Below are 14,986 nucleotides of genomic sequence, written 5' to 3'. Positions count from 1 at the left end.
GCCGTCCAGACGGCGCGGCGGTCTCGCGCCGCTACTGGCCGGAGCCCGGCGGTTGCTTCCGACGGGGCGCGCCGCCCGTAACGAACTCGACCGGATCCACTGGGCCGACACCGCACGTGCCGAGCGACAGCACGAGACGCCGCCGTCACCGACCGAGCAGGGTGCGTGAATCCGCCTGCGGACGAGCAGCTCTCGGCACGTACCCGACATGATCATCCCCCCGCCTCGACGCCAGGTGTCTATGCCACCCGGTAGCCGTCGTCGACTACCGATCGCATGTCGTCGTAGGCGCGTTGCGGTTGAGTGGTCGGCGGAATCACCACCAGGAGCGTGCCGCGCCGGTCCGTGCCGATGAGGCACATCACCCCGGCAGGCTGCCCCGGCAGTGGCGCGGTGAACCGGATCCCGTCGGTGTTGTCGATTCGGCGTTGGTTGATGCTGAGCATGTCCCAATCGAACGCGATCCGCTCGATCGGCCCTGTTCGCGGTGTCAGCACCGAGATCAGGTCGTGCAGTTGGGCGGTGAGGTTCGAGGTCCACGGCCACCACGCACCGGCGATCTGCCCAGACCCCGAATTCTGACCGCGCAGGACCAGTCGCGGGGTACGAGTCGGGACGGGGAAAGGTTGTAGACCGTCCGCGGTCTCGACCTCATAGAGGAGTCCGTTGACCAGATCCGATTGTCGCGTCATGGCTGCCGCTCCTTCATCGGAGGACGAAACCGATCATTGTCCGACCGATGCACTGCCGTACGAGGACCGCCGGCGACCCAGCACGTCGATACCTTCAGCCTACGCGTCATAGGTCCCGGCGCGGGGGCTCGAGGAAGGCCTGTCCACATGAACAGCCGAGGTCGTAAGCCTTGGGCGTTCAGCAGACTCGTGACGCCCTGACGTGTACGGTCGAGTCATCGCAGTTATTCACGCATCGGTACGCCCGTGCGGGCCGCGTTTGGAAATCAAGGCCGATTCGCGGCCACACTTAGGAGCGTCTCGAAATGACGCGAACTCCTGCCCATTTCGACCTTCGCCGGGAATCCCCGTCGAAGGACGGAGGCCAGCCCTTCACTGCACCGACCCGCATCACCAGGCTGCTGTTCAGCACTGGAAGCCTCGGAGAGGTGGACGCCGTGTGGTGGCCGCGCACGCAAAACCTGAGCATCGAACTCCACGACCTCGTGGTCGGTCTCACTCCCAGGCTCGGACCTGTGCAAACCATCCGTTTCGACTGGAACGCGGTCAGCGCGATGCAACGCCACGTCGATTCGGACGACGGATTGGTAATCACCGGCCCCGAGCCGGGCCAGCCGTGCCGCGTCATGAGGGCTTTCGGCCGCAACGGAAGTAGCATCGACATCGCCATCGTCGAACCGGGCATCGACACCGCTTACGGCTACCGGCAGATGACCGCGCTCCTGGACTCTCCACCTGAGCCCGCCGGACAGGAGTGACCACGGCATGGCAACGAGAATTGTCGCCTTCGATGTCGTCGAACGCAGCGACGTAGGGGTAAACGAGATCCAGCGACTGGCACGCGACCTCTGGCAGGCAATGTCGTCAGGTCGCGAAGGTGCGAGTGATCGACCTCGGTGGATCAACAGTGGCGCAGTCGCCGACGCCGACGCCTACACGGCCCATCGATTCGAGGGCACCGTCGAGAGCGAGGCGTGAGCCCCGCCCTGGTCACCATCGGCGGCAGAGGCAGCCCCCTGCAAAGAGCAAGAAAGTCCCCCACCCGCATCACTGCAGGTGGGGGACTTTCCGATGTGCGCCCGAAGGGATTCGAACCCCTAACCTTCTGATCCGTAGTCAGATGCTCTATCCGTTGAGCTACGGGCGCATGTTCTATCTTCAGTTGTACTGGACCCACGAAAGGACCAGTGTGGCGGAGGCGAGAGGATTTGAACCTCCGGTCCCCTTTAAGGGGGACAACTCATTAGCAGTGAGTCCCATTCGGCCGCTCTGGCACGCCTCCTTGGGGGCCGGCCCTTTCGAACCGCCGGGCGAAACATTACACAGAGTTCGCCAGCAAACGCAAAACGGCTGGTCAGCGTCACCTCCTACCTCAGATTGCCGTCGAACCAGTCGAAGATCCGACGTTGGGCGTCGAGCATCGCGACGACGAGCGGATCGTCGTCGTCGGCCGACGGCTCCGGGACCGGCGGTTCGTCGGCGCGGTGCGCGAGCCCCACGTAGCTGACGATGTTCGTGGGCGCGTCCGCCTTCGCAACGGCGTCCCGCAGCCGCTCGACGTGCTCGGGCGGGGTACGCGGGTCGTCCTCGCCGTACAGGCCCAGCCACGGCGCCCTGAGCGCCGGCGCCGCGTCGACGAGTGCGGGGGTGTCGTCGGTGAGCGGTTCCACGATGCCGTGCGCCGACACGCTCACCGCGGCCCCGACCGGACGGTTCGTGGCGACGAGCATCGCGGCGGTGCCGGCGTCGTCGAAGCCCAGGACGCCGACGCAGTCCCCGTAGACGCCGCGGCCGACGAGCCAGTCGAAGGTGGCGTCGAAGGCGGCGAACAGGGTCTCCCCGAACACCTCGCTGTCGCTGTGCGCGGGCTCGTGGTGGAACAGGTGCGGGGCGGCCACCACCCAGCCCTCCGCCGCGAGCGCGCGCATGAGCTCGAGCAGGGCTGGACCGAAGTTGCGGGACTCGTGCAGGAGGACGATGCCGCCACGGGCCGGTCTATCCGGCTCGACCGCAGTGAGCGGCACGCGATCCCGCGACTCGGCGGGGGCGTCGACGCCAGAGCGCAAGGGGGCGTCGTCCCGGAAGATCCCCGGCATGAATCAACCTTGGCACGACCACGGCGACAGCGCACGCGATCGCGGGGCGCATAATCGCATCGTGACCCCCGTGACCCGCGCAGACCTCGAATCCATCCCGACCTACGTGCCGGGCCGCAGCTACCCCGGGGCCATCAAGCTGGCCAGCAACGAGACCACCCAGGGTCCGCTGCCCGGCGTCGCGCAGGCGATCGCGGACGCCGCCGCCATCGCGAACCGTTACCCCGACAACACGTCGGCCGCACTGATCCGCGCGCTGTCCGATTCGCTCGGGGTGCCGACCGAGAACATCGCGACGGGCTGCGGCTCGGTGGCACTGTGCCAGGAACTGGTCCAGGCGACGTGCAACGAGGGCGACGAGGTCATCTACGCGTGGCGCTCGTTCGAGGCGTACCCGGTCGTCACCAAGGTCGCCGGCGCGGTCTCGGTGGCGGTGCCACTCACCGCCGAGCACGGCCACGACCTGGACGCGATGCTGGCCGCGATCACCGACCGCACCCGCCTGATCTTCGTCTGCAATCCCAACAACCCCACCGGCACCGCGCTGGGCCGCGAGGAGCTCGAGCGCTTCCTCGACGCCGTCCCGGCCCGCGTCGTCGTCGCGCTCGACGAGGCGTACTTCGAGTACAACCGGTCCGGCGTCGACGGCATCGACCTGGCGCGCACCCGCCGCAACGTCGTGGTGCTGCGCACGTTCTCCAAGGCGTACGGCCTGGCCGCGCTGCGCGTCGGCTACGCGGTCGCCGACCCGGCGATCATCACCGCGCTGGCCAAGGTCCACATCACGTTCAGCGTCAACGCGGTGGCCCAGTCCGCCGCGATCGCCTGCCTGGGCGCGCGCGACGAACTGCTGCACCGCACCCATGACGTCGTCGCCGAGCGGGACCGGGTCCGCGACGCGCTGCGTGCCGCCGGCTACGACGTGCCCGAGACGCAGGCCAACTTCGTGTGGCTGCCGCTGGCCGATCGCTCCGCCGCATACGGCGAGGCCAGCGCCGAGGCCGGCGTGCTGCTCCGCCCCTACGGCGTCGACGGCGTGCGCATCACCATCGGCGACCCGCACGAGAACGACGCGTTCCTCGCGTTCGCGACGTCGGCGGCGGCGCAGGAACTCGCCGGGGTCCCGGCGGAGTCCACCACGGCGTAATGCAACCGTTATCGGTCGACGGCTCCTCCGTCACCGATTCGTTGGCAGACTCTTCCCGGTGTGCCGACCAGGAAGCGACTCGTCCGGACGCCGCCGACGCGGCTCCGCGATCGTCCTCGCGGCGGCCCTCGGGACGTCGCTGACCGTCGGCGCCCACACCGCGGAGGCGCGTCCGTCGGACATCGAGAAGGTGCCCGTCCGCCTGCTCGCGATCAACGACCTGCACGGCAGCCTGCAGCCACCGCAGGGGGCGCGGGCCCAGATCCTGCGCCCCGACGGCCCGCCGGTCGACGCCGGGGGCGCCGCGTACCTCGCGTCCTACATCCGCCAGTTGCGCGGGCAGGCGCCGAACTCGCTGCTCTACTCCGTGGGCGACAACTGGGGGTCCTCCCCCATCGAGTCGGCACTGTTTCACGATGAACCGACCGTGAACCTGCTCAACATGATGGGCGTGGACGCCGCGTCGGTCGGCACCCACGAACTCGACGAGGGGTTCGGCGAGTTCCGGCGGATGCAGACCGGCGGCTGCCACACCGTGGACGGCTGCCAGTTCGAATCCGAGTACGCCGGGGCCCGGTTCCCCATGCTCGCGGCGAACATGACGTTCGCCGACGGCACTCCGGCGACGCTGCCGTTCGCGGTGAACTACGTCGACGGGGTCCCGGTCGGCGTGATCGGGGTGATGCCGTCCGACGCCCCGGCGAAGGTCGCGGTCGACGGCGTGGCGGGACTCGAGTTCGGCGACGAACTCGCCACCATCGATCGCACCGCCGCGACGCTGGACTTCCTCGGCGTCCACGCGATCGTCGTGCTGCTGCACCGCGGCGACGAGCAGCCCACCGGCGGCCCCAACTCGTGCGATCTCGCCGACGGTCCGGCCCGCACCATCGCGACCCAGGCGACGCCACTGGTGGACGCGATCTTCACCGCCGACAGTCACGCGCAATACAACTGCAGCATCGACGATCCCGCCGGCAATCCGCGCCCGGTGATGCAGGCGGCCTCCCACGGCCGAATCGTGTCGGTGGTCGACATGATGCTCGACCGGGCTACCGGCGAGGTGGACCGGCCGAGCATCCAGGCGTTCAATCAGATCGTCACGCACGACATCCCGCCGGATCCACAGGTCTCCGATCTCGTCGACCGCGCCGGCCTGCAGTCGGCGGAGGTGGCCCAGCGGCCGGTCGGTTCGGTCACCGCCGACATCACCCGGGAGCCCGGCCCGAGCGGGGAGAGCCCGCTCGGCAACCTCGTCGCCGACGCCCAACTCGCGGCCGCCCGCGGCCGCGGCGCACAGCTCGCCCTCACCAATCCCGGCGGCGTGCGAACCGACCTGCTCCACGGCGCCGACGGGACGGTCACGTTCGGCGACGCCTACCAGGTGCAGCCATTCGTCAACCCGCTCGAGGTGCGCACACTCACCGGCGTGCAGCTCGAAGAGGTTCTGGAACAACAGTTCCAGACGCGCCCCGACGGCTCACCCCTCGAACTGATCCTGACGCCGTCGGCGTCGTTGACCTACCGGATCGACCGCGCCGCACCCGCGGGATCACGCATCGCGGACCTCCGGGTCGACGGCACCCCCGTCGCGCCGGACGGCCGCTACCGAGTGGCGGTCAACAAGTTCCTCGCCGACGGCGGCGACGGCTTCACCGCACTGCGCGGTGGAACCGAGCCCGCTTCCGCCGGAAACGATCTCGAAGCCCTCACGTCCTATCTCGACGCCCACTCCCCCGTCGCACCGCCCGCACCCGACCGCATCGCGACCGCGGCCCCGAACTGACCTCCGCCGGTTCCGTCGGATCTGCCAGAAGACTGCCAGAGCCAGTCAAGGGTGCACACAGGTCCGCGCCGCACGATGGCAATTGCGCAACCGCGTAACCCCGTACGACCGAAAGGTTTTGTTCCCATGGACCTCGCAACCGGACTCCGAGGTCACCGCACACATGGGTCACCGGTTCACCTCACAAGGAGATCGCGGAGCACGGCGACGATCTCCTGCGGCGACTCCTCGGCCATGAAGTGCCCCGCGGCCGTCGTCCGGTGAACCAGGTCGGGCGCCCACGCCCGCCAGAGCGCAGCGGCGTCGTAGCCGAGAGCATCACCCCAGTTCTGCTGGACGACAACCACCGGCATGGCGAGTCGTCGCCCCGACTCGCGATCGGCGCGGTCGTGTTCGACGTCGATGCCGGCCGAGGCCCGGTAGTCGGCGACGATCGACGGCACGGCCTCCCGCGAGGCCCGAAGGTATTCGGCGCGAACATCGTCGGGAATCGCGGCGCGATTCGGCGACCACATATCGAGGAAGTACCCGAAGAACGCGTCGGCGCTCGCCTCGATCATCCGTTCCGGCAGTCCGGGCGGCTGTGCCATCAGGTACAGGTGGAACGCCACGGCCGCGTCGGCCCCGTGCAGCACGTCCCACATGTCGAGGGTGGGCAGCACGTCGAGGCTCGCGAGGTGCGTGACGGTGCCGGGATGGTCCAGCGCGGCCCGGACCGCGACGAGCGCACCCCGGTCGTGGCCGGCCAGGGCGAAGCGGTCGTGGCCGAGCGCGGCGGCGACGGCGACCACGTCGGCCGCCATGGTGCGCTTGGAGTACACGTCACGGTCCGTCTCCACCGGCTTGTCGCTCGCACCGTAGCCGCGCAGGTCGGGGCAGATCACCGTGTGGTCGGAGGCCAGCGCGGAGGCGACGTGACGCCACATGAGGTGGGTCTGCGGGAACCCGTGCAGGAGTACGATCGGGGCGCCCGTCCCGCCGGTGGCGACGTCGAGTTCGACGCCGTCGGCCGCGGTCACCCGCTGGTAGTCGAAGCCGGGAATCGTGGGCCCGGAGTGCACTGCGGACATGTGTCGGTCCTTTCGCTGTCGTCGATGCACCGTCCACCCTGGCCGGACCGGATGAGCATTCGATGAGCACGCAGCGAGGAAGGGAAGCACCGATGTCGACGACGTTCGGCGTACTCGGCCCCACCGCCGCGTGGGACGACGGTGGGCGTCCCCTCGCGTTGAAGGGGCCGCGCCACCGTGCCGTCCTCGCCCGCCTGCTCGCGGCCCGGGGCCGGATCGTCCCGCTGAACGTACTGATCGACGACCTCTGGGACTCACCCCCGGACGGTGCGGCCGCTGCCGTCCGCACGTTCGTCGCCGCGCTGCGCAGAGCCCTCGAACCGGACCGGCCGCCGCGTGCCGCCGCCACCCTGCTCGTCACCGAGGGGCCCGGGTACGCGGTACGCGCCGCCCCGGATGCGGTCGACGCGTGGACCTTCGAGCGGATGGTCGCCGAGGCGGTCGGCATGCCGCCCGCCCGCGCCCGCGAGGTCCTCGACATCGCGCTCGCGTCGTGGCGTGGGCCCGCCTACGCCGACTTCGACGAGATGGATTGGGCGCGAAGCGAACGCGCACGCCTGGAGCAGCTCAGGCTGGTGGCCGTGGAACGCCGGGCGGAGGCCCTCCTGGCGCTCGATCGGGGAGCCGACGCCGTCCCGGAACTCGACGCGCACGTCACCGAGCATCCGTGGCGGGAGGAAGGGTGGCGGCTGCTCGGTCTCGCGCTCTACCGCTGCGGCCGGCAAGGCGAGTCGCTCGCCGTGCTGCGCCGCGCGCGAGCACTCCTCGCGGACGACCTCGGAATCGATCCGTCCCCCGCGCTGGCCCAACTGGAAATCGATGTTCTACAGCAGAATCCGGCGTTGGCTCCGCCTCGCGACAGCACCGGCACGGAGCAGGTCTTCACCGCCGCGGCCGCGGCCTACCACCGGGTTTCCGGGGCCGGCTCCCGAGCACGGCTCGAGTCCGCGGTGAGCCTGCTGCGCAGCCTCGCGGTCACCGGCGGCGCCGGGCTGACCGCAGCCCGTGAGCAACGGCTCGCAACCATCACCGCCGCAGAGCAACTCGGCGATCCCGTACTCACCGCCCGGGTGATCGGAAGCTACGACGTGCCCGGCGTGTGGGCGCGCTCCGACGACCCCGAGCAGGCGGCCCGCGTCGTCGCGGCCGCCCGGCGCGCACTGACGGCCCTGCCCGACGGCAACGACAGTGTGCGCTCCCGACTGCTCGCGGTCATCGCGATGGAGTCGCGCGGCGCCCGCGACGCGGCCGCGGGTCCGCGCGGCCGCGGAATCCGAGCGCCTGGCCCGCGATCTCGACGATCCCGCCCTGCTGGCCCATGCCCTGAGCGCAGTGTTCATGCAGTCGTTCCACCGCTGCGGCCTTGCGCGCGAGCGCGATTCGATCGGTCAGGAGGTGCTCGCGCTGGCAAGTCGGCACGCGCTGGTGAACTTCGAGGTCCTCGGTCACCTGATCCGCATGCAGGCCCTCGGCGGGCTGGGGCGCTTCGGCGACGCGGACCGCGAGGCCGACGCGGTGGCGGCGCTCGGTGCGCGGCACGAGCGTCCGCTGGTGGCGCCGTTCGTCGAGTGGTATCGCGCGATGCGCCGGGCAGCCGACGGAACACCCTGGGCGGAAGCCGAATCCGGGTTCCGAGCCGCCGCACGGAGCCTCGAGGGCTCCGGCATGCCGGGCGTCGACCGGGGCATCCTGCCGCTGGCCGTGCTGTGCCTGCGCGTGTGGCAACGACGCCCGATCACGGTCGACCCCGACACCGACTGGGGCCCGTACGAACCGTGGGCACGCCCGCTGCTCCTCCTGGCCGACGACCGCCCCGAGCAGGCGGCGGCCGCGGCGCGGTCCCTCCCGGATCCACCCGCGGACCACCTCGCCGAGGCGCTGTGGGCACTTGCCGCGACGGCGGCGGTCGCCGTGGACGACACCGCGCTCATGAGGCGCAGCCACGACGCTCTCGCTCCGGCGGCAGGCCAGATCGCGGGCGCGTCGAGCGGACTGCTCACCGTGGGACCGGTCGACCACTACCTGGCGCTGCTGTCCGACGCGCTCGGCTGACGGCCGACGGTCACAGCCCCAAGGCGCGGGCCAGCGTCGGCCATGCGGCCCGCAGGTCGTCCTGCCAGTACGGCCACGAATGAGTTCCGTACGGCCGGAACAGGAAAGTCGCGGGTATCCCCAACTGGTCCAGCCGGGACTCGAACAACTGGGTGCACGAGTTGGACGCGGCCTCGAGCGGTCCCCCGACCACCACCTTCTCGACGGCATCCGGTGCGCCCAGTTCGTACGGTCCCGCGAGCCCGTTGCCGGTGGAGACGAAAATGTCCTTCCCCCGCAGACTTTCCGCGTTCACCGTCGGATCGTGCGCGGGCCAGGCCGGATCGGCGCCCGGGCCCCACATGTTGTCGGCGTCGCCGCCCTTCGACGCGACGGTGCCGCGCACCGCCGCCTGCGATTCGATCCGACCGGTGTCCATGCAACCGCTCAACGCGGCGACACCCCGATAGAGGTCGGGATTGCGGGCGGCCAGCGTCATCGCACCCTGCGCACCCATCGACAGTCCGGCGATCGCGTTGGTGCCGTCACCGTGGAACTGTTCGTCGACGATCGGCGGCAGCTCCTTGGTCAGGAACGTCTCCCACCGGTTGTTACCCAGCACGGGATCGGTTCTTTCCCAATCGGTGTAGTAGCTGGCGGTGCCACCGACCGGCAGCACCACGTTGACGTTCTTGTCGGCGAAGAACTCCACCGCGTCGGTCTTCTGCGTCCAGGTGCTCTCGGTGTAGTCGGACTCGGAGCCGGCGCTGACGCCGTCGAGCAGATACAGCGACGGCCGCTTCGCCGTCCCGGTCGGGTGCAGGATCTGTACCTGCACCACCTTGTCCATCGCCGGCGAGAACACGAACAGCGCGGTGCGCCGATCGCCCATCTGCTCCACGTGGTCGATGCGCGCGGCGGCCTCGACCACCGGCGGTGTCTGGTCGGCGGGCGTCGCCTGTGCGACGAGCGCCGGTCCGGACATCGACAGCGCGAGGACGACCCCCGCTACCGTCATTGCTGATCGACCCATCGTTCCTCCGCCCTCCCCCTGGGTATCGGTGGACACCCACGGTACGTACGGATCCGAGGCGTCGCCGGGCAACGGCCGAGGGGTGGCCTACATCACTATGATCCCCCGGAATACCCCCGCAGGGGGCGGCGTTGACCTGTTCGGATCGATGCGCTCCGTGTCCCCCGGGCTCAATTATCTGCCTTCGCGGAGTTCCGTTCGGCTGGAGCCGCGTTGCGCCTTTCGCCGTGAGGCGACCGAGCGCATCGGTCCGCTCTACTTCTCCCCATCACGCGCGTGCATGGAGGTTCATCGATGTCCGTTCCCGATCCCCGCGCCCGGATCGCCGCCGAGCGTGCCGACGTGGAACGACGCATCGAGTCGCTTTCGGCCCGGTTCACCGCGATCGTCGAGGGCTCCGAGTTCACGACCGACGACGACGAGCACGACCCCGAGGGCTCGACCATCGCGTTCGAACGCGCCCAGGTCGTCGCACTGCTCGCCGACGCGCGCCACGACCTCGACGAACTCGACGCGGCGACGCAACGGCTCGAGCACGGCACGTACGGCGTCTGCGCCCGCTGCGGCAAGCCGATCAGCGAGGCCCGGCTCGACGCCCTGCCTGCCGCCCGCGCGTGCATCGACTGCGCCGGCTAGCGCTGCGCGGATGCCGCGCCCCTCAGCTGTTCATCCAGCTGCCGGCGCTTCGGCCTAGGGAGTGTTCAGGTACGTTTCGATGGCCTGCTGGGCCTTCGGGTTGCCGTTGCCGATGCCGATGAGGCCTCCGATGACGGCGCCGGTCGGGCCGCCGATGATGCAGCCGGCGAGGCTGCCCGGGAACATCGATATGCAGCCGATGCCGAGACCTATGGCGGAGCCCGTCGCGGCCCCCTCGGCACCGCCTTGCTCCCAGCCGATACCCAACTCGTTCAACATGTTGTCGTATGCCTGCTGTTTGGTCAGTGGCTGCTGGGTGGTCGGCGGCGGGTCCGCGTGCGCGGTCCCGGCTCCGACGAATAACGCTGCGACGACCAGCGCCGATGCTGCCACCGTTTTGATCAGCTTCATCGCGATCCCACCTCGGGGTCGAAGGACGAGTCCGGCCGACTGTAGTCCCGCCGTCTCCCGGCCGTCCGGCTAACGGTCCGCACTGTTACCCGGCTGCTGCCATGGCGATCGGCCGGGCTCCATTGCTCTTCGGTGCCAGCTCACCGGGAACGAAAAAGGCCCTGACCTGGCGATCGAAACCAGATCAGAGCCTTCTTCCATCGGCGGAAGCGGAGGGATTTGAACCCCCGGTGGGTTTAACGCCACGCTCGCTTTCAAGGCGAGTGCATTCGGCCGCTCTGCCACGCTTCCGTGGGGGATCCTAACCGCACGGACGGTGGCGCGTGAAACCGCTCAGCCGACGGCGCGGTCCCCAATGGCGGTGTCGACCTTGTCGAAGACGTTCGCCAGCACCCGCATCTCCTGCTTGTCGAGCAGGTTGATCAGGTAGTGGCGGACACCGGCCAGATGCGTCGGCGCGGCCTCGGAGAGCCGGCGCCGGCCCTCGTCGGTGACGACCGCGAGCACACCGCGGCCGTCCTCGACGCACTGGCTGCGCTCGACCATGCCCTCGGTCTCCATGCGGCGGATCTGGTGGGTGAGCCGGCTGCGCGACGACAGCACGCCGTCGGCGAGGTCGCTCATGCGCAGCGATCCGTCCGGCGACTCCGACAGCATCACGAGGATCCGGTATTCGGCGAGCGACATGTCGTGCGCGGACTGTAACTCTCGGTTCAGTACGCCCATAAGTCGTTGACTGCCGTCGATGAAACCGCGCCACGCGCGCATTTCGTCGGCACCGAGCCACGCCACCCCGGCACCCGTGGTTACTCGAGCATCTGCTGTCACCAGTGCATCGTAGTGCTAACGGTCGTTCGACAGTGTGCAGCACGCTCGCACGGGTTTCGTGAGGTTCGTCAAACCGGTCGACCCCTTTCGCCGGATCCGCACCCACCAAGGGCATTCGTGGGGGCCCCGCCCATCTCGTTCGCAGACAACATCTTTCGGACGAAAAGAGGAGACTGGTCCGGTCTCGCCTGCGATGACCCACGGAACGCGAGTTCCGTTGGCCACCAAACGTTGTCCGCGGCGCATCCGCACCCCGAACCGCGCCGCGTACCGGCACGGGGAACGCTCGTGCGGTGCCGAACGCGCGAGCCGACTAGCGTCGGGACCATGTACGCGATCACAGTTTCCGAGCCCGGGGGACCCGACGTGATGTCCTGGTCCGAGGTTCCCGATCCGACTCCCGGCCGCGGCGAGGTCCTCCTCGACGTGGCCGCCACCGCCGTCAACCGTGCCGATCTGCTGCAACGGCAGGGTTTCTATCCGCCGCCGCCCGGCGCGAGCGAGATCATCGGCCTCGAGTGTTCGGGGGTGATCGCCGAGATCGGCCCCGACGTGCACGGCTGGAAGGTGGGCGACCGCGTCGCGGCGCTGCTCGCCGGCGGCGGCTACGCCGAGAAGGTCGCGGTCCCCGCCACCCAGCTGCTGCCCGTGCCGGAGGGCCTGGACCTGCGGGCCGCGGCGTCGCTGCCGGAGGTCGCCTGCACCGTGTGGTCGAACCTGGTGATGGAATGCGGCCTGCACGCCGGCCAGGTACTGCTGGTCCACGGCGGCGGCGGGGGCATCGGCACCCACGCCATCCAGGTCGGCAAGGCCCTCGGCGCCCGCGTCGCCGTCACCGCGGGATCCGCGGACAAGCTCGAGCGCTGCGCCGAACTGGGCGCCGAGATCCTCATCAACTACCGCGAGGCCGACTTCGTCGAGGTGCTGCGCGAGGCCACCCGCGGCCGAGGCGCCGACATCATCCTCGACAACATGGGGGCGTCGTACCTGGATCGCAACATCGACGCGCTCGCGCCCGACGGCCAGCTGGTGATCATCGGCATGCAGGGCGGCCGCAAGGGCGAACTGGACATCGGCAAGCTGCTCGGCAAGCGCGCCCGCGTGCTCGCGACCGGGTTGCGGGGACGACCGGAGACCGGGCCGTCGAGCAAGGCCGCCGTGATCGCCGCGGTGCGCGACAAGCTGTGGCCGCTGGTCGGCGACGGGATCGTCGCGCCTGTCGTGTCGGCGGAACTGCCGATCACCGAGGCGCCGGCCGCGCACGAGTTGCTCGACTCCCCCGACACCGTCGGGAAGGTGATCCTCAGCATCCGCGAGGACTGACGAGCCGCGTCAGCCCAGCGCAGACAGGTGCTTGACGAGCTGGTTGATCTCGTAGCGGGTGGTGTAGGGCGCGAGGCCGACGGTGATCGCGCCGCCCTCGTCGTTGACACCCAGCGCGTCGAGCAGGCGGCCCCCGTTCTGGGGGCCGCTGACGGTCGCGATCCGGTTGTCGGCCAGATGCGCCGCCACCTTGTCTGCGGGCACGCCGGCGACGGTGAAGCTCAGCGTCGGCACCCGGATCGGCGAGCGGCCGATCACCGTCACCTGCGGCAGCGCGTCGAGCGAGCGCAACAGGTAGTCGAACAGTTGGTCGTGGTAGGCCTGCAGCGAACAGATCGACGTCTCGAGTCGCTGGCGGCGGCTACCGGTCGCGGTCTCCTCGAGCCCCGCCAGGAAGTCGATCGACGTGGTCAGCCCGGCCAGCAGCGCGAACTGGTGGCCACCGACCTCCATCCGCTCGGCGCCGCGGGCGTACGGGTTGAGCGAGACCGCCGGGATGCGGTCGAGCAGCGTCGGGTCGCGGAACACCAGCGCCCCCACCTGCGGGCCGCCCCACGACGGCGCGCTGACGGCGATGACGTCGGCGCCCAGGTCGTTGATGTCGAGGTGCGCGTACGGCGCGGCGCCGACGGCGTCGACCACCAGCAGGCCGCCCACCTCGTGGATCCGGTCGGCCGCGACACGGACGGCGGGCGCCGACCCGACGATCGGCGACGCCGCGGTGAGCGCCATCAGTCGCGTCGTGGGCTGGACCAGCTCCGCGAACTGCCAACTCGGCAGCTCACACGTCTCGATCTCCACCTCGGCCCAGCGGACCTGCGCGCCGTACCGGCTGGCGACCCGCAGCCACGGGGCGACGTTGGCCTCCTCGTCGAGGCGGGAGAGCACCAGTCCGGTGCCGAGCCCCAGCCGCGAGCTGAGGGACTCCGCGAGCCACGCCAGCAGCACCGCCCGGTCGGCCCCGAGCACGACGCCCGCGGGATCGCCGCCGACCAGATCCGCGACGGCCTCGCGGGCGGCCGCGACGATCGCCGCGCTGCGCCGCGACGACACGTGCCGGCCGCCGGCCGACGACGCGGAGGCCCGGAACGCCGTCGACACGGTGCGTGACACCGCGTCGGGGATCTGCATGCCGGCTTGAGGATCGAGGTGGACCCATCCGTCGCCCAATGACGGGATCAGTCCCCGTACCCGGGCAACGTCGAAAGCCATGCCCGACACTCTAGGACCCGATGTCAACACCGTGTGATTCAGATCCGACTTTTCGGAATGCGCGCTAGCACACGACACTTTCGACACCACCGACCCGCCCTCGCCAATTCGACACGGAACCGTACAAGATGGAGCCATGACGCAACCGGAGAACGAACGAGTGCTCGTCATCGGCCCCGACGGCCACCCCGTGCCCGTTGCCGGGCGCACCCAGGACGCGGGCGCCCAGGCGGCACCCACCGGCGACGCCGACGGCGATTCGCTCACCGACATGGTGGAGCAGCCGGCGAAGGTCATGCGGATCGGCACGATGATCAAGCAACTGCTCGAGGAGGTGCGGGCGGCACCGCTCGACGACGCCAGCCGCACGCGGCTGCGGGAGATCCACAAGTCGTCGGTGCGCGAGCTCGAGCAGGGGCTCGCCCCCGAGCTGCGGGAGGAACTCGAACGCCTCACGCTGCCGTTCACCGACGACTCGGTGCCCACGGACGCCGAGCTGCGGATCGCGCAGGCCCAGCTCGTCGGCTGGCTCGAGGGACTGTTCCACGGCATTCAGACCGCCCTGTTCGCGCAGCAGATGGCGGCGCGGGCGCAGCTCGAGCAGATGCGGCAGGGCGCCCTGCCGCCCGGCATGAGCATGGGACCGCAGCACCGGCTGCAGGAGCCGGACGACGCCGCGCACCCGTCGGGCACCGGGCAGTACCTGTAGAGATACGACGGTCAC

At 70.0% G+C, this 14,986-nt stretch carries 15 protein-coding genes, 3 tRNA genes and 1 pseudogene; 9 read left to right on the top strand and 10 right to left on the bottom strand.

Annotated elements, in window-relative coordinates; translation table 11 throughout:
• Positions 1-239: 239 nt before the first annotated feature.
• Complete coding sequence (locus tag ABEU20_RS17355; protein ID WP_420165631.1) at positions 240-692, bottom strand: DUF5994 family protein; 453 nt, start codon at positions 690-692, stop codon at positions 240-242.
• Positions 693-997: 305 nt separating this feature from the next.
• On the opposite strand from ABEU20_RS17355, the gene ABEU20_RS17350 reads away from it, so the two are divergent.
• Together ABEU20_RS17350 and ABEU20_RS17345 are read left to right on the top strand one after the other, a co-directional pair.
• Complete coding sequence (locus ABEU20_RS17350) at positions 998-1,450, top strand: DUF5994 family protein (protein WP_420165630.1); 453 nt, start codon at positions 998-1,000, stop codon at positions 1,448-1,450.
• Positions 1,451-1,457: 7 nt separating this feature from the next.
• A complete protein-coding gene (locus ABEU20_RS17345) occupies positions 1,458-1,670 on the top strand; it encodes a hypothetical protein (RefSeq protein ID WP_420165629.1) in 213 nt (70 codons plus the stop codon).
• A 96-nt stretch (positions 1,671-1,766) separates the two neighbouring features.
• Here ABEU20_RS17345 and ABEU20_RS17340 read toward each other — a convergent pair.
• The 3 genes from ABEU20_RS17340 to ABEU20_RS17330 form a co-directional block, all read right to left on the bottom strand.
• Positions 1,767-1,839 (bottom strand) — tRNA-Arg (locus ABEU20_RS17340).
• Positions 1,840-1,882: 43 nt separating this feature from the next.
• Positions 1,883-1,974, bottom strand: a tRNA-Ser gene (locus ABEU20_RS17335).
• 85 nt (positions 1,975-2,059) lie between these two features.
• The gene (locus ABEU20_RS17330) at positions 2,060-2,788 is read right to left on the bottom strand and encodes a dienelactone hydrolase family protein (RefSeq protein WP_420165628.1); all 729 of its coding nucleotides are present in this window, start codon (positions 2,786-2,788) and stop codon (positions 2,060-2,062) included.
• A 61-nt stretch (positions 2,789-2,849) separates the two neighbouring features.
• Here ABEU20_RS17330 and hisC point away from each other — a divergent pair, with 61 nt between their 5' ends.
• Both hisC and ABEU20_RS17320 read left to right on the top strand, forming a co-directional pair.
• On the top strand, positions 2,850-3,935 hold the full coding sequence (gene hisC, locus ABEU20_RS17325) for a histidinol-phosphate transaminase (protein ID WP_420165627.1): 1,086 nt from the start codon (positions 2,850-2,852) through the stop codon (positions 3,933-3,935).
• A gap of 58 nt (positions 3,936-3,993) precedes the next feature.
• Positions 3,994-5,718 carry a bifunctional metallophosphatase/5'-nucleotidase gene (locus ABEU20_RS17320; RefSeq protein ID WP_420165626.1) on the top strand — a complete coding sequence of 575 codons (1,725 nt, stop codon included), beginning with the start codon at positions 3,994-3,996 and terminating at the stop codon, positions 5,716-5,718.
• Positions 5,719-5,894: 176 nt separating this feature from the next.
• Here ABEU20_RS17320 and ABEU20_RS17315 read toward each other — a convergent pair whose 3' ends face one another.
• Positions 5,895-6,788, bottom strand: a complete 894-nt coding sequence (locus tag ABEU20_RS17315; protein WP_420165625.1) for an alpha/beta fold hydrolase — start codon at positions 6,786-6,788, stop codon at positions 5,895-5,897.
• Between the two features lie 62 nt (positions 6,789-6,850).
• Here ABEU20_RS17315 and ABEU20_RS17310 point away from each other — a divergent pair.
• Positions 6,851-7,552: pseudogene (locus tag ABEU20_RS17310) on the top strand (AfsR/SARP family transcriptional regulator); the annotation flags it as partial.
• 424 nt (positions 7,553-7,976) lie between these two features.
• Entirely contained in the window at positions 7,977-8,840 is an 864-nt protein-coding gene (locus tag ABEU20_RS17305) for a hypothetical protein (protein ID WP_420165960.1), read from the top strand.
• 10 nt (positions 8,841-8,850) lie between these two features.
• Here ABEU20_RS17305 and ABEU20_RS17300 read toward each other — a convergent pair whose 3' ends face one another.
• The gene (locus ABEU20_RS17300) at positions 8,851-9,852 is read right to left on the bottom strand and encodes an alpha/beta hydrolase (protein WP_420165624.1); all 1,002 of its coding nucleotides are present in this window, start codon (positions 9,850-9,852) and stop codon (positions 8,851-8,853) included.
• Positions 9,853-10,146: 294 nt separating this feature from the next.
• Between ABEU20_RS17300 and ABEU20_RS17295 the strand changes: the two genes are divergently transcribed.
• A complete protein-coding gene (locus ABEU20_RS17295; protein ID WP_420165623.1) occupies positions 10,147-10,488 on the top strand; it encodes a TraR/DksA family transcriptional regulator in 342 nt (113 codons plus the stop codon).
• Positions 10,489-10,542: 54 nt separating this feature from the next.
• On the opposite strand, the gene ABEU20_RS17290 is transcribed toward ABEU20_RS17295, so the two are convergent.
• From ABEU20_RS17290 to ABEU20_RS17280, 3 genes are all read right to left on the bottom strand, one after another.
• On the bottom strand, positions 10,543-10,899 hold the full coding sequence (locus ABEU20_RS17290; RefSeq protein WP_420165622.1) for a hypothetical protein: 357 nt from the start codon (positions 10,897-10,899) through the stop codon (positions 10,543-10,545).
• Between the two features lie 204 nt (positions 10,900-11,103).
• Positions 11,104-11,190, bottom strand: a tRNA-Ser gene (locus ABEU20_RS17285).
• 42 nt (positions 11,191-11,232) lie between these two features.
• Positions 11,233-11,667 carry a MarR family winged helix-turn-helix transcriptional regulator gene (locus tag ABEU20_RS17280; protein WP_420165948.1) on the bottom strand — a complete coding sequence of 145 codons (435 nt, stop codon included), beginning with the start codon at positions 11,665-11,667 and terminating at the stop codon, positions 11,233-11,235.
• A gap of 387 nt (positions 11,668-12,054) precedes the next feature.
• On the opposite strand from ABEU20_RS17280, the gene ABEU20_RS17275 reads away from it, so the two are divergent.
• Positions 12,055-13,050 carry an NAD(P)H-quinone oxidoreductase gene (locus ABEU20_RS17275; RefSeq protein WP_420165621.1) on the top strand — a complete coding sequence of 332 codons (996 nt, stop codon included), beginning with the start codon at positions 12,055-12,057 and terminating at the stop codon, positions 13,048-13,050.
• A 9-nt stretch (positions 13,051-13,059) separates the two neighbouring features.
• On the opposite strand, the gene ABEU20_RS17270 is transcribed toward ABEU20_RS17275, so the two are convergent.
• On the bottom strand, positions 13,060-14,262 hold the full coding sequence (locus tag ABEU20_RS17270; protein ID WP_420165620.1) for a cysteine desulfurase-like protein: 1,203 nt from the start codon (positions 14,260-14,262) through the stop codon (positions 13,060-13,062).
• Positions 14,263-14,398: 136 nt separating this feature from the next.
• Here ABEU20_RS17270 and ABEU20_RS17265 point away from each other — a divergent pair, with 136 nt between their 5' ends.
• Complete coding sequence (locus ABEU20_RS17265) at positions 14,399-14,971, top strand: bacterial proteasome activator family protein (protein WP_420165619.1); 573 nt, start codon at positions 14,399-14,401, stop codon at positions 14,969-14,971.
• Positions 14,972-14,986: the final 15 nt, after the last annotated feature.

Source organism: Rhodococcus parequi, assembly GCF_046042785.1.
GTDB lineage: Bacteria > Actinomycetota > Actinomycetes > Mycobacteriales > Mycobacteriaceae > Prescottella > Prescottella parequi.
Note: the sequence above shows the minus strand (reverse complement) of the source record. Positions and strands in the feature narration are given on the sequence as shown.